At 53.4% G+C, this 23,764-nt stretch carries 24 protein-coding genes; 5 read left to right on the forward strand and 19 right to left on the reverse strand.

Features of this window, described 5'->3' with window-relative positions; translation table 11 throughout:
* The first annotated feature begins 75 nt into the window (after positions 1 to 75).
* A complete protein-coding gene (locus B1757_RS08565) occupies positions 76 to 1,167 on the forward strand; it encodes a L,D-transpeptidase family protein (RefSeq protein WP_101537914.1) in 1,092 nt (363 codons plus the stop codon).
* A 4-nt stretch (positions 1,168 to 1,171) separates the two neighbouring features.
* On the opposite strand, the gene B1757_RS08570 is transcribed toward B1757_RS08565, so the two are convergent.
* The 18 genes from B1757_RS08570 to B1757_RS08655 form a co-directional block, all read right to left on the reverse strand.
* Entirely contained in the window at positions 1,172 to 1,972 is an 801-nt protein-coding gene (locus B1757_RS08570; protein WP_101537915.1) for a YdcF family protein, read from the reverse strand.
* Positions 1,973 to 1,984: 12 nt separating this feature from the next.
* Positions 1,985 to 2,935, reverse strand: coding sequence for a lipoyl synthase (gene lipA / locus B1757_RS08575; RefSeq protein WP_101537916.1), 951 nt, complete (start codon positions 2,933 to 2,935; stop codon positions 1,985 to 1,987).
* A 4-nt stretch (positions 2,936 to 2,939) separates the two neighbouring features.
* Positions 2,940 to 3,581 (reverse strand): lipoyl(octanoyl) transferase LipB, encoded by a 642-nt coding sequence (gene lipB / locus B1757_RS08580; protein WP_101537917.1) that lies wholly within the window; start codon positions 3,579 to 3,581, stop codon positions 2,940 to 2,942.
* Positions 3,578 to 3,844, reverse strand: a complete 267-nt coding sequence (locus B1757_RS08585) for a YbeD family protein (protein WP_101537918.1) — start codon at positions 3,842 to 3,844, stop codon at positions 3,578 to 3,580. The genes lipB and B1757_RS08585 overlap by 4 nt, the downstream gene beginning before the upstream one ends.
* Positions 3,845 to 3,865: 21 nt before the next feature.
* Positions 3,866 to 5,032 (reverse strand): D-alanyl-D-alanine carboxypeptidase family protein, encoded by a 1,167-nt coding sequence (locus B1757_RS08590; protein ID WP_101537919.1) that lies wholly within the window; start codon positions 5,030 to 5,032, stop codon positions 3,866 to 3,868.
* 97 nt (positions 5,033 to 5,129) lie between these two features.
* Complete coding sequence (gene rodA, locus B1757_RS08595) at positions 5,130 to 6,224, reverse strand: rod shape-determining protein RodA (RefSeq protein WP_101537920.1); 1,095 nt, start codon at positions 6,222 to 6,224, stop codon at positions 5,130 to 5,132.
* Positions 6,221 to 6,694 (reverse strand): rod shape-determining protein MreD, encoded by a 474-nt coding sequence (mreD, locus tag B1757_RS08600; protein ID WP_101537921.1) that lies wholly within the window; start codon positions 6,692 to 6,694, stop codon positions 6,221 to 6,223. Before mreD ends, rodA begins: the two co-directional genes overlap by 4 nt.
* Complete coding sequence (gene mreC, locus B1757_RS08605; RefSeq protein ID WP_101537922.1) at positions 6,691 to 7,530, reverse strand: rod shape-determining protein MreC; 840 nt, start codon at positions 7,528 to 7,530, stop codon at positions 6,691 to 6,693. Before mreC ends, mreD begins: the two co-directional genes overlap by 4 nt.
* Before the next feature lie 24 nt (positions 7,531 to 7,554).
* Positions 7,555 to 8,598 carry a rod shape-determining protein gene (locus B1757_RS08610; RefSeq protein ID WP_101537923.1) on the reverse strand — a complete coding sequence of 348 codons (1,044 nt, stop codon included), beginning with the start codon at positions 8,596 to 8,598 and terminating at the stop codon, positions 7,555 to 7,557.
* A gap of 218 nt (positions 8,599 to 8,816) precedes the next feature.
* A complete protein-coding gene (soxB, locus tag B1757_RS08615) occupies positions 8,817 to 10,544 on the reverse strand; it encodes a thiosulfohydrolase SoxB (protein WP_101537924.1) in 1,728 nt (575 codons plus the stop codon).
* 20 nt (positions 10,545 to 10,564) lie between these two features.
* On the reverse strand, positions 10,565 to 11,092 hold the full coding sequence (locus tag B1757_RS08620) for a DUF302 domain-containing protein (protein ID WP_101537925.1): 528 nt from the start codon (positions 11,090 to 11,092) through the stop codon (positions 10,565 to 10,567).
* A 71-nt stretch (positions 11,093 to 11,163) separates the two neighbouring features.
* Positions 11,164 to 12,027, reverse strand: coding sequence for a sulfur oxidation c-type cytochrome SoxA (soxA, locus tag B1757_RS08625; protein ID WP_101537926.1), 864 nt, complete (start codon positions 12,025 to 12,027; stop codon positions 11,164 to 11,166).
* A gap of 52 nt (positions 12,028 to 12,079) precedes the next feature.
* On the reverse strand, positions 12,080 to 12,412 hold the full coding sequence (gene soxZ / locus B1757_RS08630; protein WP_101537927.1) for a thiosulfate oxidation carrier complex protein SoxZ: 333 nt from the start codon (positions 12,410 to 12,412) through the stop codon (positions 12,080 to 12,082).
* A gap of 37 nt (positions 12,413 to 12,449) precedes the next feature.
* Positions 12,450 to 12,962, reverse strand: a complete 513-nt coding sequence (gene soxY / locus B1757_RS08635; protein WP_101538043.1) for a thiosulfate oxidation carrier protein SoxY — start codon at positions 12,960 to 12,962, stop codon at positions 12,450 to 12,452.
* A 34-nt stretch (positions 12,963 to 12,996) separates the two neighbouring features.
* A complete protein-coding gene (soxX, locus tag B1757_RS08640; protein WP_101537928.1) occupies positions 12,997 to 13,392 on the reverse strand; it encodes a sulfur oxidation c-type cytochrome SoxX in 396 nt (131 codons plus the stop codon).
* Positions 13,393 to 13,720: 328 nt separating this feature from the next.
* Complete coding sequence (locus B1757_RS08645) at positions 13,721 to 15,070, reverse strand: sigma-54-dependent transcriptional regulator (RefSeq protein ID WP_253253787.1); 1,350 nt, start codon at positions 15,068 to 15,070, stop codon at positions 13,721 to 13,723.
* Between the two features lie 52 nt (positions 15,071 to 15,122).
* Positions 15,123 to 16,658, reverse strand: a complete 1,536-nt coding sequence (locus tag B1757_RS08650) for a sensor histidine kinase (RefSeq protein ID WP_172437650.1) — start codon at positions 16,656 to 16,658, stop codon at positions 15,123 to 15,125.
* Complete coding sequence (locus B1757_RS08655; protein WP_101537930.1) at positions 16,651 to 18,174, reverse strand: PhnD/SsuA/transferrin family substrate-binding protein; 1,524 nt, start codon at positions 18,172 to 18,174, stop codon at positions 16,651 to 16,653. The genes B1757_RS08650 and B1757_RS08655 overlap by 8 nt, the downstream gene beginning before the upstream one ends.
* A 60-nt stretch (positions 18,175 to 18,234) precedes the next feature.
* Here B1757_RS08655 and moaC point away from each other — a divergent pair, with 60 nt between their 5' ends.
* Positions 18,235 to 18,729: a cyclic pyranopterin monophosphate synthase MoaC gene (gene moaC / locus B1757_RS08660; RefSeq protein WP_101537931.1), complete on the forward strand. Its 495-nt coding sequence runs from the start codon at positions 18,235 to 18,237 to the stop codon at positions 18,727 to 18,729.
* Positions 18,730 to 18,736: 7 nt separating this feature from the next.
* Here moaC and B1757_RS08665 read toward each other — a convergent pair whose 3' ends face one another.
* A complete protein-coding gene (locus tag B1757_RS08665) occupies positions 18,737 to 19,042 on the reverse strand; it encodes a hypothetical protein (protein WP_101537932.1) in 306 nt (101 codons plus the stop codon).
* A gap of 178 nt (positions 19,043 to 19,220) precedes the next feature.
* On the opposite strand from B1757_RS08665, the gene B1757_RS08670 reads away from it, so the two are divergent.
* From B1757_RS08670 to B1757_RS08680, 3 genes are read left to right on the forward strand one after another with little or no spacing between them, the layout of a single operon-like run.
* Positions 19,221 to 22,079, forward strand: a complete 2,859-nt coding sequence (locus B1757_RS08670) for a molybdopterin oxidoreductase family protein (RefSeq protein WP_101537933.1) — start codon at positions 19,221 to 19,223, stop codon at positions 22,077 to 22,079.
* An 18-nt stretch (positions 22,080 to 22,097) separates the two neighbouring features.
* Entirely contained in the window at positions 22,098 to 22,790 is a 693-nt protein-coding gene (locus B1757_RS08675; RefSeq protein ID WP_010637265.1) for a 4Fe-4S dicluster domain-containing protein, read from the forward strand.
* A gap of 9 nt (positions 22,791 to 22,799) precedes the next feature.
* Positions 22,800 to 23,738 (forward strand): dimethyl sulfoxide reductase anchor subunit family protein, encoded by a 939-nt coding sequence (locus B1757_RS08680; RefSeq protein WP_101537934.1) that lies wholly within the window; start codon positions 22,800 to 22,802, stop codon positions 23,736 to 23,738.
* Positions 23,739 to 23,764 lie beyond the last annotated feature (26 nt).

Here is a 23,764-nt window from a genome sequence, read left to right on the forward strand (position 1 = left end):
TAAAACATGCTACCAACAACCTTATTCGGAGTTGGCCCGGCATCTTAATGGTATTTGCCGCAAACAGGAAGGCTAATGAAACAAAAACAATGGGGTATTTGGCTGTTTACTGCGGTGCTCGTGGCTCTGGGCATGGATGGAGCTGAAGCAAGTGTGTTTCCTTTGCCAGAACATGGCAATATGGTGGGCGCACTGCATGCAGTCACTACCCATCGGGACGATACGCTCCTCGATATCGGACGTTTTTATGATCTGGGTTACAATCAGACCACCCGGGCGAATCCAGGAGTCAACCCGTGGCTGCCGGGGCAGGCCAGTAAAGTGGTCATTCCTGCCCAGTACATTCTGCCGCCCAAACCCTGGACCGGCATTGTAGTGGACATTCCAGCGCGGCGAATTTACTTTTTTCCGAACAATGATCATGTGGTGTACACCTACCCGGTAGGCGTGTTCTTGCCGGGCTGGAAAGAAAATCTGACCACGACCCGGATCATCGCCAAGTTCAAGATGCCGGCCTGGAATGTGCCCAAAAACATCCATGCCTGGTTCAAGCAAAAATTTCATATGGATATTCCCTGGTACTGGCCACCCGGACCGGAAAATCCCATGGGCGAACTGGCGATGGAAACCGGGCTATCGGGAATATTCATTCACGGTACCTATCATCCCTGGGGAGTAGGCATGCGCGCCAGTCAGGGTTGCTTTCAGATGTATCCCGAGAATGTGGCACAACTTTTTCCCTTGGTTCCGGTAGGAACGCCGGTGCGCATCATCGACATGCCCAATCTGGTGGGGGTCCATGATGGTGAGGTCTACCTGCAGTCCTATAAACCCATGAATACCTATCACAAAGGTGTGCCCGACCTGCAGCGTGCGGCCATGCAGATCAAGATCTTCATGCAGGAACACCACATTAAGCAGGCCATCGACTGGAGCAAGGTGCGGCGGGTGGTCGGTGAGCACAATACCGTGGCTTTGCCCATCGGCGTCCACTCCCCCAGTTACCAGACCCTGGCAGCAGCCCTTCCCGCCAAGCCCTATGCCTATGCGCCCTATGGGCCTTCTGCCAATGGCGCGGCAGTTCCTGCGCCGCTGAAGCTGGCAAAACCCAGTGAAGGAGAGCATCTACACGTTCAGGTTTTGTTCCCCGACCGCAAGGCGGATTAAAACCTTAGTTGCTTTTGCCCAGACCCTGCTCCTGGAGCCAGAGCCAGAGCAGGCCCAGATATTCATGGCTGGCCTCACTGCTGATTTCCATGAAAATGGCCCGGGGGAGCCAGCTCGTTAGCCGGTATGGCCGAGCCTGATTGAGGCGATAATCGGTGGGGACCGGGACGACGTCAAGATGAGATAATCGAAACCAGGCTGCGGCTCTTGGCATGTGCAGTGCCGAGGTGACCAGATAGATGCGCTGAATATGATGTTCAGCCAGCAAAGCACTGGAATCTGCGGCATTGGCGGCGGTATTGTAAGAGTGGGTTTCCGGCCAGATCGGGCTGGTTACGTGAAAATCCTGACGGAGAATATGGGCCATCGTAATGGCTTCTGCGGCCACGCCGAAGCGTGGGGCACCTCCACTGGGGACCAAGGGTAGATGGGTGCAGTGGGCGAGCCTTGCCGCAGCCATCAGGCGCACCAGGGTGCGGGCATTGGCGGTTTCCTGCTGTGAGTCTGGTGAGGTCATGACCTCACCACCACCCAGAACGACAATGGCACCTGGACGCTCAGGTCCTTGAAGAGGGTGGCCGAGGGGGGGGTAGCGGTTTTCTAGGGGGCTGATCAGCCACCTTGTGCCAATGGCAGTAGAAAAAAAATAGAGGACGCACAGAGCGACCAGCAGTAGCGTGCGCCCCAGGTATCGCCAGCCGAGCACGTCCAGGACCCAGCCAGAAAGGGCAAGAAGAAATAGAATGCCGGGAGGTTGCAGTAACGCAGATGCCAGCGTCAGAACTGTGGTGTAACGCAGCAGCATGATTTATGCCGATTAGTCTTCGGTCATTTCATGAAAACTGCGTTCGGCATGATAGGAAGAGCGCACCAGGGGACCGCTGGCGACGTGACGGAAGCCCATCGCCAGCCCGTCCAGGCGCAGGGCTTCAAACTCATCCGGTGGGACAAATCGGGACACCGGCAGATGATGGCGGGAAGGAGACAAGTATTGTCCCAGCGTCAGTAGTTCGCAACCCGCCTGACGCAGATCCTGCATGACTTCACGAATCTCGTCCAGTTCTTCTCCCAGCCCGAGCATGAGTCCTGATTTGCTGGGAATATCGGGATGTTGCGCTTTGAAGGCAGATAGCAGATTCAGGGAGTGACGGTAGTCGGCACCTGGGCGGGCCTGGAGGTACAGGCGGGGTACAGTTTCCAGATTGTGATTGAACACATCCGGGGGGGTGTCGTGGAGAGCCGCCAGGGCTTTCTCCATGCGCCCGCGAAAGTCTGGAACCAGGATTTCTATATGCAGATCCGGGCAGTGCTGGCGCAAGGCGCCGATGACATCGGCGAAATGTCCGGCGCCGCCATCGCGCAAATCATCCCGATCCACCGAAGTAATGACCACAAAACGCAATCCCATGGTGGCGACGGTCTGGGCAAGATGCAGGGGTTCTGCAGCATCCGGGGGCTGGGGACGGCCATGGGCCACATCGCAGAAGGGGCAGCGGCGGGTACAAACATCCCCGAGAATCATGAAGGTGGCGGTCCCACTACCAAAACATTCGCCGAGATTGGGACAGGAGGCTTCTTCACAAACCGTATGCAGGTCTGCTGTCCGTAAAATCTTTTTGAGGCGATCCACTTCTGGTGACAGAGGGGAGCGCACTCGCAACCACTGGGGTTTGGGCATCCTGGGAGTTTCTACAGGAATGATGGGAATAGGGTTACGGGAGGTTTTTTCCGCACCTCTTCCGGCTTTTTTATCGGCAGTAGCTTCCATCCTCTCAGGCCCCCCCTCTTCGCAGAGGTCGCTGTAACTGCGCGGACAGCGCTTGCAGTAGATCTTCAGCAACGTCCCGGCTGGCCCATTCAGGACAGAGATCATGTATCTGGGTGACGGCCAGCCCGGGCATGCCACAGGGATGAATGCGCTGGAAAGGGCTTAAGTCCATATCGGTGTTCAGGCTTAAGCCATGATAACTGCGGCCCTTTTGGACCCGCAGTCCCAGGGAGGCTATTTTAGCTTCTCCCACATATACCCCCGGTGCATCCTTGCGGGCATGAGCGCACACCTCATGTTCTGCCAGGAGCTGAATGACGGCCTGTTCCATGAAGCTGGTCAGTTGACGAACATCGATACCCATACGTGGTAAATCTATCAGTAAATAAACAATCCATTGTCCTGGACCATGGTAGGTGACCTTGCCGCCCCGATCACTGCGGATGACAGGGATGGAGCCGGGATCAAGCACATCGGCGGCATTTGCACTGCGCCCCAGGGTAAATACTGGCGGATGCTGAAGCAGCCACATTTGATCAGGAGTTTCGGCATCCCGCTGGGCGGTGAATTCGCGCATGGCGTCGAGCACCGTGAAGTAGGGCAGAATGCCGGGCCAGCAGCGCACCAGTATGGGAGAATGGTTCATAAGCAGAGGATGACTCCGTCCACGGCTTTGACTGCCGTATAAATGGCTAGAAGTTGAGCTTCATGTTGGACTTCCAGAGAGATGGTGACCGCACAGTAATTCCCCTGGCTACTGCTGCGCATGACAAAATCATTATCGTGCAGATGGGGGGCATGGGGCTCCACGGCCTTGCGTACGGCATCCAGCAAATTGGTCTGCTGACCGATGACTTTGACATGATGCAAATGGGGATAATCCCCTGCATGTTGGGATTCAGATGTCATTCAGGGTCCTCTCATCCTGATTCAGAGGGCTTCACCGATTTTATGGAACATACGAGTTATCCAGCCAGCCTTTTCTACAGAAACCTGACTGACGACCGGCACCGTTTTGAGAGTTTTTCCGTCCAAACGAAAAACCAACTTTCCTACGACCGTACCTTTTTTCAGGGGAGCCTGCAAATTGGGACGCACTTCGACGACCTGCTGCAGATCTGAAAAATGGCCTTTGGGTACGGTGACGGTCACACTGCTGATAACGCCTACAGGTATGTGCATGGGCGAAAAATCATTGCGGGTAATGTCGCCCACCTTTGCGCCCGAGTGATAGAGGGGATGGTTGACAAAAAAGCGGTAGCCATAATCCAGCAGGGCCTCCACCGCATTGGTGCTGCCCGCCCAGTTGGGACCGCCCATGACGACGGCAATCAGGCGTCGGCCATTACGCTGGGCCGTGGCATCAATACAATATCCGGAAGCGTCGGTCAGGCCGGTTTTCAGGCCATCCACACTGGAGTCGCGAAACAGAACTGGATTCCAGCTACGCTGGGTGATTTTATTGTAGGTATAGGATTTCTGCTTGGTAATCTGGATAACCTGGGGATATTGCTGGATCAGTATCTGGGAAAGCCGGGCGACATCCAGGGCCGTGGTATAGAGATTATCATCGGGTAAGCCATCAACATTATTATAATGAGTGTTTTGCAGGCCCAGCTGTCCGGCGCTTTCGTTCATCAAGGTTACAAAGCCGGACTGACTGCCGGCCACTGTCTCTGCCAGAGCCACGGCAGCATCATTACCGGAATCAATCAAAAGACCATGCAGGAGCTGATCGACATTGACCGCCAGTCCGGGCTGGATGAACATGCTGGAGCCGCCGGTTTTCCAGGCTTTGGTGGATACAGCAATGTTTTCATGAGGATTGAGGCTGCCGTTATGGATGGCCTGATAAGTCAGATAAGCGGTCATGAGTTTGGTCAGGCTGGCTGGCGCCCGGCGCAGGTTTTCACTTTTGGCGGCAATAATCTGACCGGTGTCGTAATCCATCAATACATAGCTGGCGATGGCTGGCAGGGCGGGTGCCGGCGGTGTCGGCAGTCGTGGAGTGGGAACAACCGCTAAGGCGCTGCTGGCAAAAAGCAGTCCAAAAAACAAGAGAAAAATAGGATTCATCAGGGATAGGCGGGATATCATCAGGTCCTCAATACGCAGTACTGAATTTGGAATAAATCTTGGGGGCATCTGTAGAATTATAATGATGCCCGTCAAGAAAGCTATGTCTGTTTGCTGATCATTCGTGGGTACGGGGATGGGCATGGACAGACATGAGAATGCCGAGCCCGATCATGAAGGTCAGCATGGCGGTTCCGCCATAGCTGATCAGAGGTAAGGGCACGCCCACCACGGGTAAAATCCCGGTTGTCATGCCCATATTGATAAAAATATACAGAAAAAAGGTCAGGCTCAGTGTGCCAGCTATCAGACGCCCGAACGCATCGCGGCTTTCGAAGGCGATAACCAATCCGCGCAGGACAATCAGTAGATAGGTGGCAATCAGGATGAGCACACCAAAAAGACCAAATTCTTCAGCAAAACCGGCAAAGACAAAGTCAGTCTGGGCCTCGGGTAGAAAGTCGAGGTTGACCTGGGTACCATTAAACCAGCCTTTTCCCCAAAAGCCACCTGAGCCGATGGCAATCATGCTCTGGATGATATGGTATCCGGCCCCGAGAGGATCTCGTTGAGGGTCGAGAAAAGTCAGAATCCGTTCCTTTTGGTAACCGTGCAGAAAATGCCACATGATCGGCCCGCTGACGGCGACGATAATCAGCAGACCAATGAACCAGCGGCGGCGGACGCCTGCCAGCCACATCATGAAAATCCCAGCTGCGCCAATTTGCGCAGCTGTACCCAGGTCCGGTTCCTTGGCGATCAGGAGAAAAGGAATGGCAATAAGGATAAAGCCGGTGATTGCCGCACGCCAACGCCGCACATTCTCCTGCTGTGAATAGTAATAGGCCATTAACAGCGGCAAGGCCAGTTTCATGAGTTCAGAAGGCTGGAAAGTGATGGGCCCGGCTCCTAACCAGCGCCTAGCCCCCAGACTGGTTTTGCCGGCCACCAGGGTGAGCGCAAGCAGGATGACGCCAATGACATAGAGAGCCGGAGCCCAGGCGCGGAAGCGCTCGGGTGGGGTGTTGGCAACACCAATCAGTACGGCAAAACCTACCGCAAAGTGAAACAATTGGGCAAATACTACCTTTAAGCTCTCTTGGCTACCACTGTAAAGCACCGCCAGACTGATGAACATCAACAACACAATGCCGGTCAGCAAAGCAGGGTCGAGTTTTTGCAAGGGGCGAAGGAGGCGTTGTTGCAGCTTCATGAGGAGGTCTTCAAATGGTGGCGCAGGGTGTCCAGTAAGCCGGTAAACAGCGGCCAGAGCAAGGCCCCGATCAATGGGCTGAGAAGCAGGCTAAAATGCCAGCTCACTGATCCGGACCAGAGTTGCCAGAGCCAGACAATCAGCCGATGCAGTAATAACAGCACGAAAATGAAAATTAGTTGTTCCCAGACCGAGAGATGCCTTACTTTACCCAAACCATTCATCAGGGCATAAATCATCAGCACTCCGGCAATGGCTTGCCCTCCGGGAACATCACCCATTACCAGATCCTGAAGCAGTCCAATCAGCCAAACCAGGGTATAGCTGAGCTCGGAGCCACTGCGGAGAGACCAATAGATAAGGAGCATGGCCACAAAATCCGGATGGACCATGCCATATACTGGACCAGAGGGTATGGTTTCCAGTACCAATGCCAGAAAAAAGGCAATGAGCATGGCTACGGTAGTCATGATTTACCATGCTGCACAGGGGGCGGGTTTTTTAATAGAATGAGGACAGTATTAAGCTGGCCCAAGGACACAGAAGGACGTACGGAAATTTGTGCGAAGGGCTCGTCACCGTTGTGAACGACATCAGCAATAGTACCGATCTGTAAGCCGGGAGGAAAACGTCCCCCCAGACCCGAAGTGACCAAGTGATCGCCCACTTTCAGTGCAGTGTTGCGCGACTGAAAAGGAACGCTCAGGATGTTTATGTGACCGGTGCCGTTAACCAGTAGCGGCATATTCGTGTCGGCCAGTTGCGCAGGAATGCTGCTATCCAGATCGGAAATCAGGGCGATCTGGGCACTGCGTTGAGCTACATGGATCACTTGTCCGGCTACTCCACCAGCCGCGAGGACCGGCTGCCCTACTTTTACCCCGTTAATGCTCCCCAGATTGACTGTAATCAGCTGGCTGCCCGGAGAAAAATTTTCGGCAATCACTTGCGTTGTCGCCATTTCGCCAGGCGGCCGGGGGAAGCTGTCGAGCAAAGCTAGTAATTGTCGGTTTTCATTGTGCAGTATCTCGTTTTCCAGTAGCTGCGGTTGCATCACCTTGATTTTTTCACGCAACCGCTTATTTTGTAATAGCAATTCATTGCGGTCCTGGAGGTATTGATGCAGGGCGCGCCAGTTATCCGCGACCTGCATATCTATCCAGTGCACTGGATAAGCCAGGTTTCCGGACCAGTTTTCCAGCCCCGGATGTTTTTCGCTGAAGGCTGCAACGGCAAGGCTTAACAATATCAATGCCGCTACGCGAAGGAGCGGCGGGTAGCGGCGGGGGAAAAACAACGCGGGCATGGAGGGTTCTATGGCTTCGCCGCTTTAGTCGTCAGCGAAAACCTCACCCAGAAGCTCCAGTTCTTCCAGGGCGCGACCACTGCCTCGGGCCACACAGGTCAGAGGATCTTCGGCCACTATGACCGGCAAGGAAGTTTCTTCCATGATCAACCGGTCCAGATCGCGAAGCAGGGCGCCGCCACCGGTGAGAACCATGCCACGCTCGGCAATATCCCCGGCTAGCTCGGGAGGCGTTTGTTCCAGAGCCAGCTTGATGGCGCCGACAATGGCGCCCAGTGGTTCCTGAAGGGCCTCCAGGATTTCATTGCTGTTGATGGAAAAGGTACGGGGAACACCTTCGGCCAGATTGCGACCCCGGACTTCGAGGCTCAGCACTTCCTGACCCGGGTAAGCGCAGCCGACTTTTTTCTTGATTTCCTCGGCGGTGCTTTCGCCAATCAGCATGCCATAATTGCGCCGGATGTAATTGACAATGGCCTCATCCATTTTGTCGCCCCCCACCCTGACACTCTGGGAGTACACCACGCCGCCCAGGGCGATGACGCCGACTTCGGTGGTGCCACCGCCAATATCCACCACCATGGATCCTGTGGGTTCAGCGACGGGCATTCCGGCACCAATGGCCGCTGCCATGGGCTCTTCAATCAGGTGGACTTCGCGGGCGCCGGCACTCATGGCTGATTCGCGGATAGCGCGACGTTCTACCTGGGTGGCGCCATAAGGCACGCAAACAATAATGCGGGGACTGGGGCTGAGAAAACGCTGATGATGCACGCGACGAATGAAGTGTTTGAGCATCGCTTCGGTGATTTCGAAGTCGGCGATGACGCCGTCCTTGAGGGGTCTGATGGCGGTAATATTGGCGGGGGTGCGGCCCAGCATCCGCTTGGCTTCTTCGCCTACGTGCAAACGGCGACTGCTCCCGCTGCGGCGACCAGTATGAATAGCTACCACCGAGGGTTCCGACAGGACAATCCCTTTTCCCCGCACATAAATCAGGGTATTCGCAGTGCCGAGGTCCACCGCGAGGTCCGTGGAAAAAAGTCCAAGAATGCGTTTCATGATCATCTAGTTACAGGCCTTTTACATGCAGAGGGAGATGCGCCCGGGATATGAAAAAGCCAATCGCCACTTCCAGGCCGCAAAAATCAGAACGCAGTCTAGCATGAGGACAGGTCGAGACAAAATCAGTTGTAATGGGGGGTTGGGCTACAGGACCTTGTTTTCCCCATAAAAAAACCAGCGGCAGATGCCGCTGGCGAATGCTGCTCGTCACCTGAAGCCGTTTAGAGTTGATACATTTTCGGGAAAGCAATCCCTTTATTGCTTTGCATATCCTTGTTGAGTACCGGCAGATCCAATTTGTCGACGCGGACATGCTTTTTGGATTGCAGCCACTTTGAAAAAATCTCCCAGACCGGTTTACCTTCCACGGGTTGCATGGCTGCCCATCCGGCCACCTTGTATTTTTTGCTGGCGGACATGGGCTTTCCGCCAATCCGCATGTTGCTGCAGCGATGGTAGATTTTCTCGTCGGGATTGAAATCATACTGAATATTCCCTACCCGGATCATGTCCCCACCCTGTTGGTAATAGGGGTTCGGATTGAAAATGTTGTCGGCTACCTGCTCCATGATGTTCTTGATCTGCTCGCCGGTGTAGGTGTTGACCGTGACCTGGGGATAGGTGATAGCGGTCTGGCCCATCACGTCTTCCATGGTGATGGTTTCACCGGGAAGCTTGCAATAGCCCCAGCGGAAGCCCGGTGAGAAAGATGCCTCACAATCCATCTCATCGCGCAGGGCATCACAGAGCAGCTGGTCGAAACTGCCATTGAAGTTGTCGCGCCGGTACAGCAGACTCTCCGTGGTAGCCAAGGGCTGGGCCAGTTTCTCTTGATACGGGCTGCGAACCTTATGGATGTAGTCCGCCATCTCCGCATCTTCCTTGATCAGGTTGGAGAATACCGGCAGATAATGGAAACGCCAGCCATTGAGCTTGCCCTTGCCCACATCCAGGTCAAAACGGGCGAGAATTTTGCCGTTAGTGCTGGTGTTGATGATCAGGGTCTTGCCGACCATGAAAGGCTTGGGACCCATGATGTCGTGGGTGTGTCCACCCAGAATGATGTCGATGCCCTGGACCATCGCGGCCATTTTCTTGTCCACATCGGCGCCGTTATGAGAGAGGATCACCACCAGATCAGCATGATGCTGTTCGCGGCACTCCGTTACCATTTTCTGCATGTGTCCGGTATGAATACCAAAGCCCCAGTCAGGAATCATATAGCCCGGGTTGGCAATGGGCGTAAAGGGAAAAGCCTGACCAATGACGGCGATTTTGCGGCCACTGACCTCATGAATATGGTAAGGTTTGAAAACCAGTTCCTGCCAGGTGTTGCTGAATACGTTCTGGGCCAGGAAATTGGCCTTGAGTTGGGTTTTGACCAGATGCTCAACACGGTCCTGTCCGTAGGTGAACTCCCAGTGGCCCACAAAATCATCAATGCCCAGCAGATTTTGCGCGCCGACCATGTCCGCTCCTTTGGTCCAGAGGCTGGTTGCCGAACCTTGCCAGGTGTCGCCACCGTCCAGTACCAGGACTTTGTCTCCTCGCTGTTGCCGATAGCGTTTGACCAGGCTGGCAATGTGCGCATAGCCGCCAATTTTTCCGTACTTGTGGGCCAGGGTGTCGAAGTCCAGACAGGAATAAGCATATTTGTTGGCTGGAGGCGTAGCTACACCATAATAATCGAGCATCCACTGCCCACAAAGGTGGGGGACCTGATTCAGTACCGGGCCTACGCCAATGTTCGTATCGGGTTCCCGCCACCAGACCGGCAGTAGCTGGGCATGGGAATCCGTCATATGCAGCAGGGTGACATTCCCGTAGTCAGGAATTTCATAAGGATCTGCATCGGCACCCCAGGCGGACTGTACGGCTCCCGGAGTCAGAAAACTCCCGGCACCGGCAATGCCCATCAATTGCATGAAATCACGTCTACTTAAATTCATTGTGTATCCTCCGGTGTGAATTAAAGCCCGCCGGCAGCGGCTTGCTTCATCACAGTGATGATCTGATGATCCAGTTCCTGAGCCACTTTGGCGGACTCGGGATTTTTCGGGAAATATTTCAGGGCATAAGTGGGCAAGTAAGTCATGAGCTTCAATTGTCCGTCCTGCTCATACATGACAATTTTACAGGGTGCAAAAGCCCCGAATTGCGGGGTGCTTTTGAGGATTTTGGCGCCCAGTACCAAATTGCAGACTTCATAAATCACATAGGGCTGATTGCTTTTGATGCCTCTTTCCTTGAGCCCCTCCTGAACGTCCAATGTACCCACGACGTTCATATTTTCGGCTTCGGCGCCACTTTGGATGCCCATTTTGATTTGCGCCGGGGTTACGCCCTTTTGGACATTGACAATGTACAGGGGGCTAGCGGTATTGATGGCAGGCATTCCGGTTACCGTCGAGGGTATTTCAGCCGCTTGAGCCAGACCAGCCAGCCCCAACCCTGCACAGAGAGCTGCCGAGAGCAGCAGTGATTTGTTCCTATTCATGGTATTCCCCATCGGTTCTGGTAGTGGTGTTGGCGAGTGAAAAATCATGGATTGATCACTCGCTGCTTTAATCAGGGACGATATCCCGGCACATTGATTTTGATGCCATTACTGAGATAACTCATGAAGTATTCCAGATGTTTATAATCGGCACTTTCCAACGGTTGCGGGACAGCACCCACTTTTTTATCGCAACCTTCTATGCGTTTCTGCAAGGTGTTCACTGCCGACCAGGCTGCACGATAGGTCGGGAAATGGGCGCTTTGTCCCAGTACCGGGGAAATGATCTGGGCGCGCAGATATTTTCCGGGATAAGCGACATGGCAGGTCGCGCAAGAAAAATTCAGTTGCCCACGCTTCATGAAATAATAGGCTTTTCCTTCTTCAAAGGCTTTTGTCGCCCCCGGACCCTGCACCTGAATATCTACGGGCATACCGTTGGACAAGGATGTCAGGTAAGTTTGCAGGGCGATCATATCGCTGCTGCCATACTTGAGTGGCGCCACACCATTAGCCTTACGGCAAGCATTGAGGCTGGTGCCGATGGTGACAATAGCATGGGTTTTGGCGTCATACATGGGGTAATGGGCCGCAACACCCTTTCCTCCGTCGGGGTAGCAACTTGCATAGGTCTTGCCGTTGCCAAAAGCCTTATCCCATAAAGCCTTACCCTGAGATAATGTCAAATCTCCTGGGTTGAACTGAATGGCCTCCTGATATTGACTGTACATTTCCGGGCTGTATGCATAAGCGCCCAAAGCATACTTTTCCAGAGGCATCTTGGGGTTCTGTTCCTTGAAATATTCATGGAATTGTTTGAGTGTCTCGGCCGGTCCGACCTTGGTGTTTCCCAGGTCCCACCAGTTGACTGCCTGCGCGGCGTCACTGACACCAGCTAGGCCTATAATTGAAAGCGCAATCAGCAACCGCTTCATGGGTTCCTCCTTGTTGTTGCTGGGGCGATTGTATTCGCCCCTGGTATAGGTATCAGGCTACCGTCAGTTTGGAGTTCGCACTCCAGTGCCCGCCGGTATTGTCTTTCCAGACTATGTTCAGAGTACCGCTACTTTCTGCACGTAATTTGAATGCAAGGTAGGGATTGGCACTGACGGCAGTACTCCAGTCAATGTCCAGCAAGGGTTTGTCGTTAAAGGTGATAGTGACGGTTTGAATGAAATGTGCGGGAATGATTTTTCCTGCCTTGTCCTTGGTGAGGCCGGTGGTCATGGGATTCATGATCAACGTACGGACTTCGACAATTTCCCCTTTTTTGGCGCTACTGGCCATACGAACCATTGGGTTACCTACATTTCCTGCCATGGATAATTCCTCTTTAAAATAAATTGGGAGTATGGATTCAGCCGCCGCAACCACCAATGGTGACTTTGACTTCACGGGGGGCAGAGGCCATCAATACCCCTTTATTGGTTTTGGCCACGACCCGAACATTGTCGGTTTTGGCCATTTTAATCCGTTGCTGGATGTAGGCCTGACCCGAAGCGGGCGTAAAGGTGAACTGGCTGGCCAGCGGCGTAGGATTGTGGTCAACAAACAAATAAACCGCCGCAATGTAGTCATCAGCTGTCATGGGAGATTCCACTTCGATAGTCACAGGAACTGCACCACCATTTTCTGCAATAGTGGGTGCCGTCAACTTGACTTTGGAAGACACCGGCACGTCGGTTTTACCAATGGAATCGGACATGGCATCTTTCAGCAACTTGGCATCAAATGCCTTTGCCGGCCAGCCAGAGACGTTGTCCGCAAAGGCCATCTGCGTTTTGAGCAGGCCCAGGCCGGCAGCCGTGGCCACTGCTCCCGTAGCCAGGCTGGCACCCAAAAACTGGCGTCGCGCAATGGGTTTGTTCATCATTATTGTCTCCTTAAGAATTACGGGTGGATTGTTACTTTAAAGACCACAAATAGTCGGCTACCTGCTCTAACTGGGTATGTGTCAGTACTTTGTTTTTTCCAAACTCGGGCATATTGGCGTAAGGAAATAATTTTTCCGGGTCACCCAGAAAGGCCACCAACTTTTCCTTGGTTTGGAACATTTGCTGAAAAGTCACGCCTTTCATGGGCAAAGCCGGTCCGACATTACCTGCCATAGTGCCACCGGGCAGGGCGTGACAGGCCAGACAGTTGCCCTGGGCGCGATTAAAGGCAATGGCTTTGCCAGCCTGAATATTGCTTGCGTTTGTCGGCGCATCAGCAGCTGATGCATCCATGCTCAAAGTCAACCCGGAAAGTCCTGCCATGAGCAAAGCGATCTGCACAAGCTGTTTATTTCGGTGCTTCATAAAATGCTCCTTTGTTGCAGCGCGTCCCACTGGCGCGGCAAAATACAGGTAGCAGAATTTGTGCCACCTTTTGTCAGTTGAAGTCGTTGAAAATAAACAATAAAGTAAATTGTAGAGTATAGTTTTAGGCTGGGTTTATATCTGCTTATTTTTGCGTTCCTTTATATCGCAAGTTCTTTTGAACAGGGATTTTCAAGCAAGATCGCATTCGTATCAGGAGAGGGCTATGGGTTTGCTGTGGACGCCGACAAAAAGTGGAAGGGAGCAATCCAGGGAAAAATCATTGTGCCAAAAGGACCAGATATTCCATACTGGTCCCTGCTATGGCTCAGGCATCGAGATTATCGTCTTCTGCGTCCTGTTCGCCCAACAAGCCGATGTTTTTCATCTTGGTGCGTAACTGTTTACGGCTGATCCCCAGCAGAACAGCTGCCTGACTTTGATTGAAACGGGTTTTTTCCAGGGCACTGAGCACGGTTTGCCGTTCCAGGGCCGGCAAGTCAAAAGGGCTTGCTGCACTGCTGCTACCGGGTCCAGTATTCTGTTGACAGATATCGGCCGGCAATTGCTGGCGCTGAATATGGCCACTGCGGTTAAGCACCACCATCCGTTCCAGCAGGTTTTCCAGCTGACGGATATTGCCTGGCCATTCGTAGGCTTCCAGTGACTCCAGAGCGTCACTACTGATGGTTACCGTTGGACTGCGACCGATGACCTGGCAAACCTGCTCCAGAAAGTGATGGACCAGTGGGGCAATATCCGCCCGCCGTTCCCGCAATGGTGGAATATGTAACGGGATCACATTCAGTCGATAATAGAGATCCTCCCGAAAGTGACCATCCGTCACCGCTTTGGCCAGATCCATGTGAGTGGCCGCAACAATGCGGGCCGCCATGCGTACCGGCTGATGTGTGCCGAGCCGGGTAAATTCTCGCTCCTGCAAGGCACGCAGCAGTTTGACCTGCATCGCCAGGGGCATGTCCCCCACTTCATCGAGGAACAGGGTGCCAGCCCCGGCCATCTCCAGTTTACCAGCCTGGGTGCGAGTGGCTCCGGTAAAGGCACCCTTTTCATAGCCAAAAATTTCACTTTCTACGAGTTCCAGTGGGATGGCACCGCAGTTGAAAGCGATAAAAGGTTGATCTGCACGGTTGGAGGCTTGATGCAGAGCGCGGGCCACAAGCTCCTTACCGGTCCCGGATTCACCGGTAATAAGGACGTTGGAGGGGGCGGGAGCCACCAGATCAATGGTCTCCAGCAGGGTTTCAATGGCGCGGCTGACACCAATCAACCCATGTCGGCGCGGTTCCTGACGCATGGGTGGAAGCGCTTTACCATGGCGGTCCAAAGTCTGACGGATGAGCGCGATGAGTTCGCCCTCATCCACCGGCTTGGTCAGATAGTGTTCAGCACCAGACTTGATAGCATCTACAGCCTGCTCGATTTCGCCGTAGGCGGTAGTGATGATGACCGGTATTTGCGGATATTGCGCCTTGATCTTGCGGAGGAGGATGGTGCCAGAAATGCCTGGCAGACGTTGATCCGTCAGAATCAGCGCCGGTTGCTCGCTCTCGATCGCGGTCAAGGCCGTTTCGCCGTTTTCAGCCTCAACGACGCGAAATCCCTCGGCTTTCAGAACTGCCGCCAGAACGCAGCGTAAGTTTTTTTCATCTTCCACAACTAGAATCAGATTTTGCATATTTGTAAGAATAGATCTCTATGAGAGGAGTTCAATAGCCTGAGGGCTTTTTGATTGAAGGCAATCCACAGGGTAAATGGAGAATGAATCGGGCACCAGCAGCGGTGTCACACAATTCAATACTACCATCATGCACCATCATGATTTTGGTCACCACCGCTAATCCTAAACCACTGCCCTTGGTTTTGGTGGTGACATAGGGCTTGAAAATAGTGGCGCGTTTTTCCGAAGGGATGCCTGGCCCATTATCCGTAACGGAGATGTTCATCTGAGTAAGATTCTTTTGTTCTGCGCCAAGATGCAGTGCTCCCCCCTGCGTGGGCAGGGCATCAATGGCATTGAGGATCAGATTGCTCAACGCTTGTTCCATCAGAGAAGGATCGATTTTGGCATAGAGTATTTCGGGACAGTCCAGGGTGGCTACGATAGCTTTGGTTTCCAGATCAGCTCTGTGTCTTGCCAGACAACGTTCCAGCAGAGGACGAATCGGGGTGTCCACCGGTACTGCCGCATAGGGACGACCAAAATCCAGAAACCCTTGGGTCATGTCATAGAGTCGTTGTACTTCTTCTTCAATGATGCGTATAAACTCTCCCTGATTATCTGCCTGACCATAGCGCACCAGAAAGCGCGCCGCGCCGCGCAGGGAAGACAGGGCGTTGCGAATTTCATGGGCCACCTGCGCCGACATTTCGCCAATGGTGGCCATACATTGCATGGCTTGTTGACGCTGGTGCAACTGACGTAGCTCAGTCAGATGTTCCTTGAGACGTTGCTCGGTCAAACGGAAAGCCCATTCCAGGCGATGGATCTCATCGCCTGACTGGGGCGCGCGAATTGTAGCCATTTTTCTGTCGAGCCCCAGACGATTTTCCATGTTTTCGATTTCATCCAGTAGTCTTAACACAGGACGAGTCATGGCCAGGCTGACCAGGTAGGCCCCCAGTAATCCCAATAAGGCAGTGATCAGGCCCAGCACAATCAAGCGGCTCGTGGTTCTATCCAGACGCTGATTGACCAGGGCGCTGATATGTTGGCGATTACCCTGTAAATAGACCGAGCCCAACTGATTGCTGCCGGCCAGAATGGGAGCCGCAAAGTGATCCAGCTGACGAGCTTTGTCGCGATTCAGCGATGGGGTGAGTGTTTGTCCTAGCTGACGAATATCCGGGCTGGCGACCACTACATGCTGTCTGTTGGTGATAATAATGGATTGCACCAATGGATTGCGAAGTTCCGCCAGTTTCCCCAGTTTCCCGCCATCTTTGAGGAGCAGGGGGTCTGCCGCCGAACTGGCCAGGGTCTCCGTCAGTCGCAGTAGTTCAGTTTGCACCTGATTGGTCAGATCATTACGTACAGAAGTGTAAAGAAATATGGAAATGGATAAATAAATCAATGCCACCAGGAGCAAGACAAACGTCATACTCTTGGCCCGCCAGGACATGTTCTGCCAGAAACGGGTCATCAGCCCCAAGTGGCCCACAACCATGGAATGCCATTTCCGCGCTTCCGGTTTATGCGGTGCAGCCGCAAGCATGGGTCCGCTGAATTTTTTTGAGTTAGACATGTGCTAACGGACGGAAGCCCATGAATCCAGCGGTATCCAAGGCATTGGCAGGCAAGTCGGCAACGTGTTTCTGGACCGCCATGCGTTGTTCACGGTTCAGGGTACGCTTGACTGTCAGAGTCCATACAGGTGCACGACCTGCGCTATGGACTACGGACCAGATGCCCGGTAACTGTTTTTCCAGGGTCCTGACCGTGGCACTGCGCACGATACCCAGTTCAGCGCGATTTTCGGCAAGCGCAGTAAACACTGCGCGTTCCGAACCTTCGGGCACCCAGACCACGGAGCGTTTTCCCGCCAGACGCAATAATTGCTGCTCAGCCAGCGAGCGGGCGCTGCAATAGGGGCTGGCAAAGGCAATACGCAATGGATTTGCGGCAGTTGCTGACGCATTGTCTCTCCGAATAATGGCCAGGCCATGTTGGTCAAGCTGAGAAACCGACCGCGCCAGGGGAAGCATTTGGTTTTTTTCCATAACGACCATTTTGGGGGTGAGCAGGGCAAAGTCAAACTTGCCCTTTTGACCATCCTGAACAAAAGACTGTTCGTCAGATGGAATGACGAGTTGTACCGCGCGCCCTGTGGCGGCGCTCAAGGCTTTTTGCAGTGGCGCAAAAATACGGTATGCCGCAATGGGGGTGAAGGTCGGGGGAATCCCCAGAGTCAGTGCTTGTTGCGGGACCTTGGGCGACAACTGAACGCCGTGAATTTCCTGATACAAGGTACGCAGCGCGTTATAATCGCCATCATTGATTGGCTGGAATCCGGCTGCCAGTCCGCCGAGGGCATGGATGCTGGCGGGATCTCGTCTTTTGGCACGCAACAAAGCTTCTGTGAGTTGCTTGCGCAAAGTGGCGGGCACCCCGGCCGAGGCGGCCAGTAAATCGCCGGGACCTACGGCAGCATCAGCAATGATGCGTAAGGCACCGGAATGCAGGTAGGGGGCCGCCACATTTTTTGCCACTGCAGTGGCATCATAAAAACGCGCCGCTACATCCATCAGTGCACTTTGATCGGAACCGCTTTGGCGAAAGGCGCTGAAGCTTTTTGGCGTCATTCCCAATTCTCGAAACATTGACAATGGAACCAGGGAGGAGGCTGCGCAGGCCGGATCACCCATCACAAAACTCCGATTTTTGAGCTGTAAGACGTTATGGATTGGACTGTTGCTACGCACGACAATCACGCTATGGTTTCCACCAGGCGTAGGGATTATGCCGGCAAGCGGATAGTAGGCTTGCTGGTGGGCGCTGCGGATGTAAGAAATGGGACAAAAAAGAACCATCTGTGGTGTTTTCTTGTCGGCTTGATCGTAAAAACTTTGCAAATTAGCACTGAAATGCAGAGTAATTTTTTGACCAATGACTTGACTTAAGTACTTGGCCAGCGGGGTAAAAGCGGCATACATGATGGCGGGGCTGCTGACCGGAGGCAGTAGAAAGCTCAGATCGGCTTGCGCGGGCAGGGCGAAACAACAGAGAATCATCCACAGCCAGATTCGTATGGAGGTTTTCATGGGCAATTCCAGGGCCTTCGGAATACATCAGAAAAACTAAGCAAAAGGAGTGCCAACGCTATGTCGGATCCAGAAAGCCTCAATCATTTTAATGCCCAGGGCGAGGCCCACATGGTCCATGTGGGTGCCAAGGCTGTGAGCGCAAGAGTGGCTGTTGCTGAAGGAGAAATCCGGATGGCGAAAAGTACTTTCGAGCGTATTACTCAAGGGCAGATACACAAGGGTGATGTGATGGGTATTGCCAGAATAGCAGCCATTCAGGCCACCAAAAGAACCTGGGAGCTGATCCCATTGGCACACCCGTTACTGCTGACTGGGGTCGAGGTGGAGTTGCTTCCAGTCATAGAGTCATCCAGCATCATCTGCCGTGTGGAAGTCCACTGTAGCGGTCAAACGGGCGTGGAAATGGAAGCGCTGACAGCGGTTTCAGTGGCGCTGCTGACAATTTACGATATGTGCAAAGCGATGGACAGAGGCATGGAAATTGATGCCATACGCCTGATTAAAAAAGAGGGAGGCAAGACGGGGCTCTGGACCAGAGGACCCCGCCCCTGATTGCGAATTACTTGCCCCGATGTGGACTGGAGCTGTAGCGCATCATGATATCCGTATCTTTCCAGTTCGATTCCTTCAGGATTTCATCGGGAATCATGTACCGATCCTGGGGAGCCACATCCTTGAATTTCACCACCCGCAGTACGTCAGCATAGGGCAGCTTGCGCAGCAGGCCGTCCTTGTCGGTGGCGCGCACGATCATGGCATCCTTCAACAGGGCGTATACATAGAAATTACCGGGTCTTAACTTGCCTTCCTTGTCTTTCCAGGTCACGGTAATGCGTGAATGTTCTTTGAAATCATTGCGAATCATGAATGCATCTCCTTGGACTAAGCGCCATTAAACTAATCATCGTCCCTGCCACAAAGCAAATAAGGACTACTTATTACAAAATCAAAAACGCTGACTTGCTTTATCAGGTACGCTCCGCCAAGATTCTGGCGATAACGGGATGTCCCCGATTTGGTGCAGCCAGACGCGAGGTACAATTATGGCTACGGTTATGGAATTTGAGGACCACAGCAAGCAGGAAATCAAGTACTCCACTTGCTACATGTGTGCTTGTCGTTGTGGCATCAAAGTCACTGTAGAAGACAATAAGGTACGATTTATCCAGGGGAACCGCAACCACCCGATCAACCAGGGGGTGCTCTGCGCCAAAGGTTCCGCCGGAATCATGAAGCAATATTCTCCGGGCAAGTTGCGCAATCCGCTGCGCCGCAAGCCGGGTACCGAGCGTGGCGCTGGTGAATTTGAAGAAATTTCCTGGGATGAGGCGATCAATACTCTGACCGAAAGGCTGGCCCACATCCGCGCGACGGATCCCAACAAGCTCGCTTACTTCACCGGTCGCGACCAGATGCAGGCGCTGACCGGACTATGGGCACAGCAGTTTGGTACCTTGAACTGGTCCGCCCATGGTGGTTTCTGTTCGGTAAACATGGCGACGGCCGGATTGTACATGCTCGGTCACGCTTTCTGGGAATTTGGTGACCCCGATTGGGATCGCACCAAGTATTTCATGCTTTGGGGGGTTGCCGAAGATCACTCCTCGAATCCCCTGAAAATCGGTTTGGAAAAGTTGAAGCGGCGTGGCGGAAAATTTGTCGGCATCAATCCGGCCCGCACCGGGTATCAGGCCATTGCCGACGAATGGGTGCCCATCAAGCCAGGTACTGATGGCATGCTCGCCCTATCCATGGTGCATGTACTCCTCCAGAACGAACAGTTCGACTGGGATTTTCTGCTGCGCTATACCAATGCCCCTTTCCTAGTTGTCAATACCCCCGGCAAGGCGGGAGATGGTCTGATTCTCCGTGATGCCGAAGGGCATCCCATGATCTGGGACATCCAGAAAGAATGTTTCGCCAACGGTATGGAGGCAGGTTCCACTGCTGCGCTGTTCGGTGAATATACCGCTCCTGATGGCCGACCGGTGCGCACGGTCATGTCGGTTTTGGCGGAGCGTTATCTCAGTGATGAATACTCCCCCAAAAATGCCAGCAAAATCACCGGTATTCCGGCTGAGACCATTGAGCGTCTGGCCCTGGAAATGGCCCATGTGGCTTTCAAGGAAAGCATTGAAATCAATGTGGAGTGGACCGATTGGGCGGGACGCAAGCAGGACAAGTTCATCGGTCGACCGGTGTCCATGCATGCCATGCGCGGCATTTCGGCGCATTCCAATGGCATGCAGTCTGCCAGAGCCATTCATTTGTTGCAGGTGTTGTTGGGTACTATCGACTGCCCCGGCGGTTTCAGATCCAAGGCGCCTTATCCCAAGCCTGTGCCGCCAGCCGTCAAGCCTGCCCAGCACAGTGCGCCCAATACTCCGCTCAAGTCTTCACCGCTGGGTTTCCCGACGGCACCTGAAGACCTGGTCATTGACGAAAATGGTCAGCCCAAGCGTATCGACAAGGCCTACTCCTGGGAAGCGCCTATTGCCAATCATGGCTTGATGCACATGGTGGTCACCAATGCGGTCAATAAAGATCCCTATGCCATTGATACCCTGATTTTCTTCATGGCCAACATGAGTTGGAATTCCACCATGAATACGGCCAATGTGCAGGACATGCTCAAGTCCAAGGACGAGAATGGTGAGTACAACATTCCCTTCCTCGTGGTGGTGGATGCCTTCCATTCGGAAATGGTCAATTTCGGCGATTTGATTCTGCCGGATACCACCTATCTGGAGCGTTACGATGCCATTTCTCTCCTGGATCGGCCGATTTCGGAACCGGATGCCATTTGTGATTCCATTCGCCATCCCATTTTGCAGCCGGACCGTAACGTCCGGCCCTGGCAGGAAGTCATGGTGGATATTGCCGGTCGCCTGAAATTCCCGGCCTTTACCAAGGAAAATGGCGAGCCGCGTTTCTCCGGTTATAAGGATTTCATCACCAACTACGAACGTGCGCCGGGGATTGGTTTTCTTGCCGGCTGGCGGGGTGAAGATGGGGAAACGCATCTGCGGGGCGCCCCCAATCCCAAGCAATGGGATCGTTACATCGAAAATCAGGGCTTCTTTCAGTATCACTTGCCGGAGTCCATGGCTTTCTATCGCTTTGCCAACAAGGAATATCTGGAACTGTCCCAGCGGATTGGTTTCAATCCGACTGCGGACCCTATCACCATTGAGTTGTACTCTGAAACCTTCCAGCGCTTTAGGTTGGCGGGAATGGGGCTTTATGACGGACCGCAGCCCAAGGATCCGGTGGATCGTGAGCGACTGGCCACCTACTTCGATCCGCTACCAGCTTTTTATGAGCCTCTGGAGCAGCAGCGTGTCGACAAGAAGGAGTATCCCTTTTTCGCGGTAAACCAGCGTCCGATGATGATGTATCATTCCTGGGATAGCCAGAATGCCTGGTTACGCCAGATCCTTGCCCAGAACTATATGTACATGAACCGCAAGCGCGGCGAGCAGATGGGTATCGTCGATAAAAGCTGGGTATGGGTGGAAAGTCATAACGGCAAAATCCGCGTGCAGGTCAAGCTGATCGAAGGCTGTCAGGAAGATACGGTATGGACCTGGAATGCCATCGGTAAACAGTCTGGAGCTTGGGGCCTGAAACCGGAAGCGGCTGAAGCTACTCGGGGATTTCTTATGAATCATCTTATTTCCGAGTTACTCCCGGCCAAGCAGGGGGAAAGACGCTTGACCAACTCCGACCCTATTACCGGTCAGGCGGCTTGGTACGATCTGATGGTGAAAATTTATCCGGCAGCCCCCGGAGAAGAAGGTACCTGGCCGGTATTCCCGACCATGAAGCCCCTGCCAGGAGATACCCCGGCACCGGACGTGCTGCGCTACCACACCCACAAGCCCGTCAACCTGAAATCCTGACGCGCCAAGGAGACTGCGATGAGACTCGGTTTAGTCATTGATCTGGACACCTGTGTCGGCTGTCACGCCTGCGCAGTGGCCTGTAAAGAATGGAATACCAGTGGTACGACAGCACCGCTGACCGACTATGACCCCTATGGAGCGAAGCCTTCCGGGGTCTGGTTCAACCGTATCCGGCATTTTGAAATAGGTGATTATCCCTATAACAAAACCGTCAATTTTCCCATGTCCTGCATGCATTGTGAAAATGCCGAGTGTGTGACGGTATGTCCCACCGGTGCGTCTTACAAGCGGGCCGAAGACGGTATTGTTTTGGTGGACCAAAATAAGTGCATGGGTTGCAATTACTGTTCATGGGCATGTCCCTATGGCGCCCGCGAGTTGGATCGGGTGTCTGGAACCATGAAAAAATGTACGCTCTGCATTGACCGTATTTATGATATGGAAATTCCGGAAGAGGAAAGGCAGCCCGCTTGCGTTTTGACCTGTCCGGCCCACGCTCGCATGTATGGCGATCTGGATGATCCCGAAAGTCCGGTCAGTCGCGCTGTTCGCGACCGGGGTGGTTACCAGTTGATGCCCGAGCTGAATTACAACCCGACCAACCACTATTTACCCCCTCGCGTCCATGCCCCGATTCCCACTGAAGAGCTGAAGAAAAAAGCGGTTCGTAAAGTCAAGGAATGGGTCAATCGCGTTGTTGAGCGTTAAGGAGAGACCATGCATCCGGCACTCGCAGTTATTTTTTTGACGCTATTTTCTGGCGGTGGATTTGGCATCATGGCTTTGACTGCCATCATCAATGATTTCCAGATTGATGGCGGCCTGAATCCCCTGCAGACCATGATCGCGGTCATTCTCTCCCTGGTTTTTGTCAGTATTGGTATGCTGTCATCTACCGCCCATCTGGCCAACCCTAAAAATGCCTGGCGGGCGTTTACCCGTTGGCGGACTTCCTGGTTGGCTCGTGAAGGGGTATTTGCCGTTTTGTATTATCCTTTCGCCTTCGCCTACCTGATTTGGGTGTTTTTTACCGCAGGCACCCAGGATACAGTAGGATTAATCTTGGCGAATCTGGCAGGGCTGATCGGACTGATTACGATTTTCTGTCAGGGCATGATTTATGCCGTGCTGAGAACTATCCGCCAGTGGAATACCGCTCTGGTACCAGCCAATTTTTATGTGATGGGTCTGGCCATCGGCGCCACCATTCTGGCTGCTGAACGGATGATCATGGGTGCTCCCGCACCAACGCTGGTCGGCATCGCCTTGGGTCTTTTGGTGGCTGCAGCTGTCATGAAAGGCATTTACTATTTCTGGATCAGTCGCCCCAATGGTCCCACCATTCGTACGGCTACAGGTTTTAACCGTTTCACCGTACGTATCCTGGAGCAGGGACACACTTTTGGAACCTTCCTGACCGAAGAGTTTGGACACACGCTGCCCAATTCCAAGGCGCGCAGCATTAAATTCATGATGTATATTTTTGCTTTCGCCATTCCAGTGGCTGCCCTGATCATTGGAATTCTGACAGGACAAATGGTTTTCCCCTGGATTGCGGTGATTTCCGTAGTATTCGGTATTGGTGTTGAGCGCTGGCTGTTTTTTGTCGAAGCACAGCACGTCATCAATTTGTATCACGGACGTCAGCAGTGTTGAACTGAGTCTGGAAAGGGGTCTAGTAT

The organism is Acidithiobacillus marinus (assembly GCF_002847505.1).
In the GTDB taxonomy this organism is placed as follows: Bacteria; Pseudomonadota; Gammaproteobacteria; order Acidithiobacillales; family Acidithiobacillaceae; genus Acidithiobacillus; species Acidithiobacillus marinus.

What these genes read in the sequence shown, in the direction of transcription:
- B1757_RS08565 (WP_101537914.1), top strand. Translation starts at nt 76, where the DNA reads ATGAAACAAAAACAATGGGGTATTTGGCTGTTTACTGCGGTGCTCGTG.
- B1757_RS08570 (WP_101537915.1), bottom strand. Translation starts at nt 1,972, where the DNA reads ATGCTGCTGCGTTACACCACAGTTCTGACGCTGGCATCTGCGTTACTG.
- lipA (WP_101537916.1), bottom strand. Translation starts at nt 2,935, where the DNA reads ATGGAAGCTACTGCCGATAAAAAAGCCGGAAGAGGTGCGGAAAAAACC.
- lipB (WP_101537917.1), bottom strand. Translation starts at nt 3,581, where the DNA reads ATGAACCATTCTCCCATACTGGTGCGCTGCTGGCCCGGCATTCTGCCC.
- B1757_RS08585 (WP_101537918.1), bottom strand. Translation starts at nt 3,844, where the DNA reads ATGACATCTGAATCCCAACATGCAGGGGATTATCCCCATTTGCATCAT.
- B1757_RS08590 (WP_101537919.1), bottom strand. Translation starts at nt 5,032, where the DNA reads ATGATATCCCGCCTATCCCTGATGAATCCTATTTTTCTCTTGTTTTTT.
- rodA (WP_101537920.1), bottom strand. Translation starts at nt 6,224, where the DNA reads ATGAAGCTGCAACAACGCCTCCTTCGCCCCTTGCAAAAACTCGACCCT.
- mreD (WP_101537921.1), bottom strand. Translation starts at nt 6,694, where the DNA reads ATGACTACCGTAGCCATGCTCATTGCCTTTTTTCTGGCATTGGTACTG.
- mreC (WP_101537922.1), bottom strand. Translation starts at nt 7,530, where the DNA reads ATGCCCGCGTTGTTTTTCCCCCGCCGCTACCCGCCGCTCCTTCGCGTA.
- B1757_RS08610 (WP_101537923.1), bottom strand. Translation starts at nt 8,598, where the DNA reads ATGATCATGAAACGCATTCTTGGACTTTTTTCCACGGACCTCGCGGTG.
- soxB (WP_101537924.1), bottom strand. Translation starts at nt 10,544, where the DNA reads ATGAATTTAAGTAGACGTGATTTCATGCAATTGATGGGCATTGCCGGT.
- B1757_RS08620 (WP_101537925.1), bottom strand. Translation starts at nt 11,092, where the DNA reads ATGAATAGGAACAAATCACTGCTGCTCTCGGCAGCTCTCTGTGCAGGG.
- soxA (WP_101537926.1), bottom strand. Translation starts at nt 12,027, where the DNA reads ATGAAGCGGTTGCTGATTGCGCTTTCAATTATAGGCCTAGCTGGTGTC.
- soxZ (WP_101537927.1), bottom strand. Translation starts at nt 12,412, where the DNA reads ATGGCAGGAAATGTAGGTAACCCAATGGTTCGTATGGCCAGTAGCGCC.
- soxY (WP_101538043.1), bottom strand. Translation starts at nt 12,962, where the DNA reads ATGAACAAACCCATTGCGCGACGCCAGTTTTTGGGTGCCAGCCTGGCT.
- soxX (WP_101537928.1), bottom strand. Translation starts at nt 13,392, where the DNA reads ATGAAGCACCGAAATAAACAGCTTGTGCAGATCGCTTTGCTCATGGCA.
- B1757_RS08650 (WP_172437650.1), bottom strand. Translation starts at nt 16,658, where the DNA reads ATGTCTAACTCAAAAAAATTCAGCGGACCCATGCTTGCGGCTGCACCG.
- B1757_RS08655 (WP_101537930.1), bottom strand. Translation starts at nt 18,174, where the DNA reads ATGAAAACCTCCATACGAATCTGGCTGTGGATGATTCTCTGTTGTTTC.
- moaC (WP_101537931.1), top strand. Translation starts at nt 18,235, where the DNA reads ATGTCGGATCCAGAAAGCCTCAATCATTTTAATGCCCAGGGCGAGGCC.
- B1757_RS08665 (WP_101537932.1), bottom strand. Translation starts at nt 19,042, where the DNA reads ATGATTCGCAATGATTTCAAAGAACATTCACGCATTACCGTGACCTGG.
- B1757_RS08670 (WP_101537933.1), top strand. Translation starts at nt 19,221, where the DNA reads ATGGCTACGGTTATGGAATTTGAGGACCACAGCAAGCAGGAAATCAAG.
- B1757_RS08675 (WP_010637265.1), top strand. Translation starts at nt 22,098, where the DNA reads ATGAGACTCGGTTTAGTCATTGATCTGGACACCTGTGTCGGCTGTCAC.
- B1757_RS08680 (WP_101537934.1), top strand. Translation starts at nt 22,800, where the DNA reads ATGCATCCGGCACTCGCAGTTATTTTTTTGACGCTATTTTCTGGCGGT.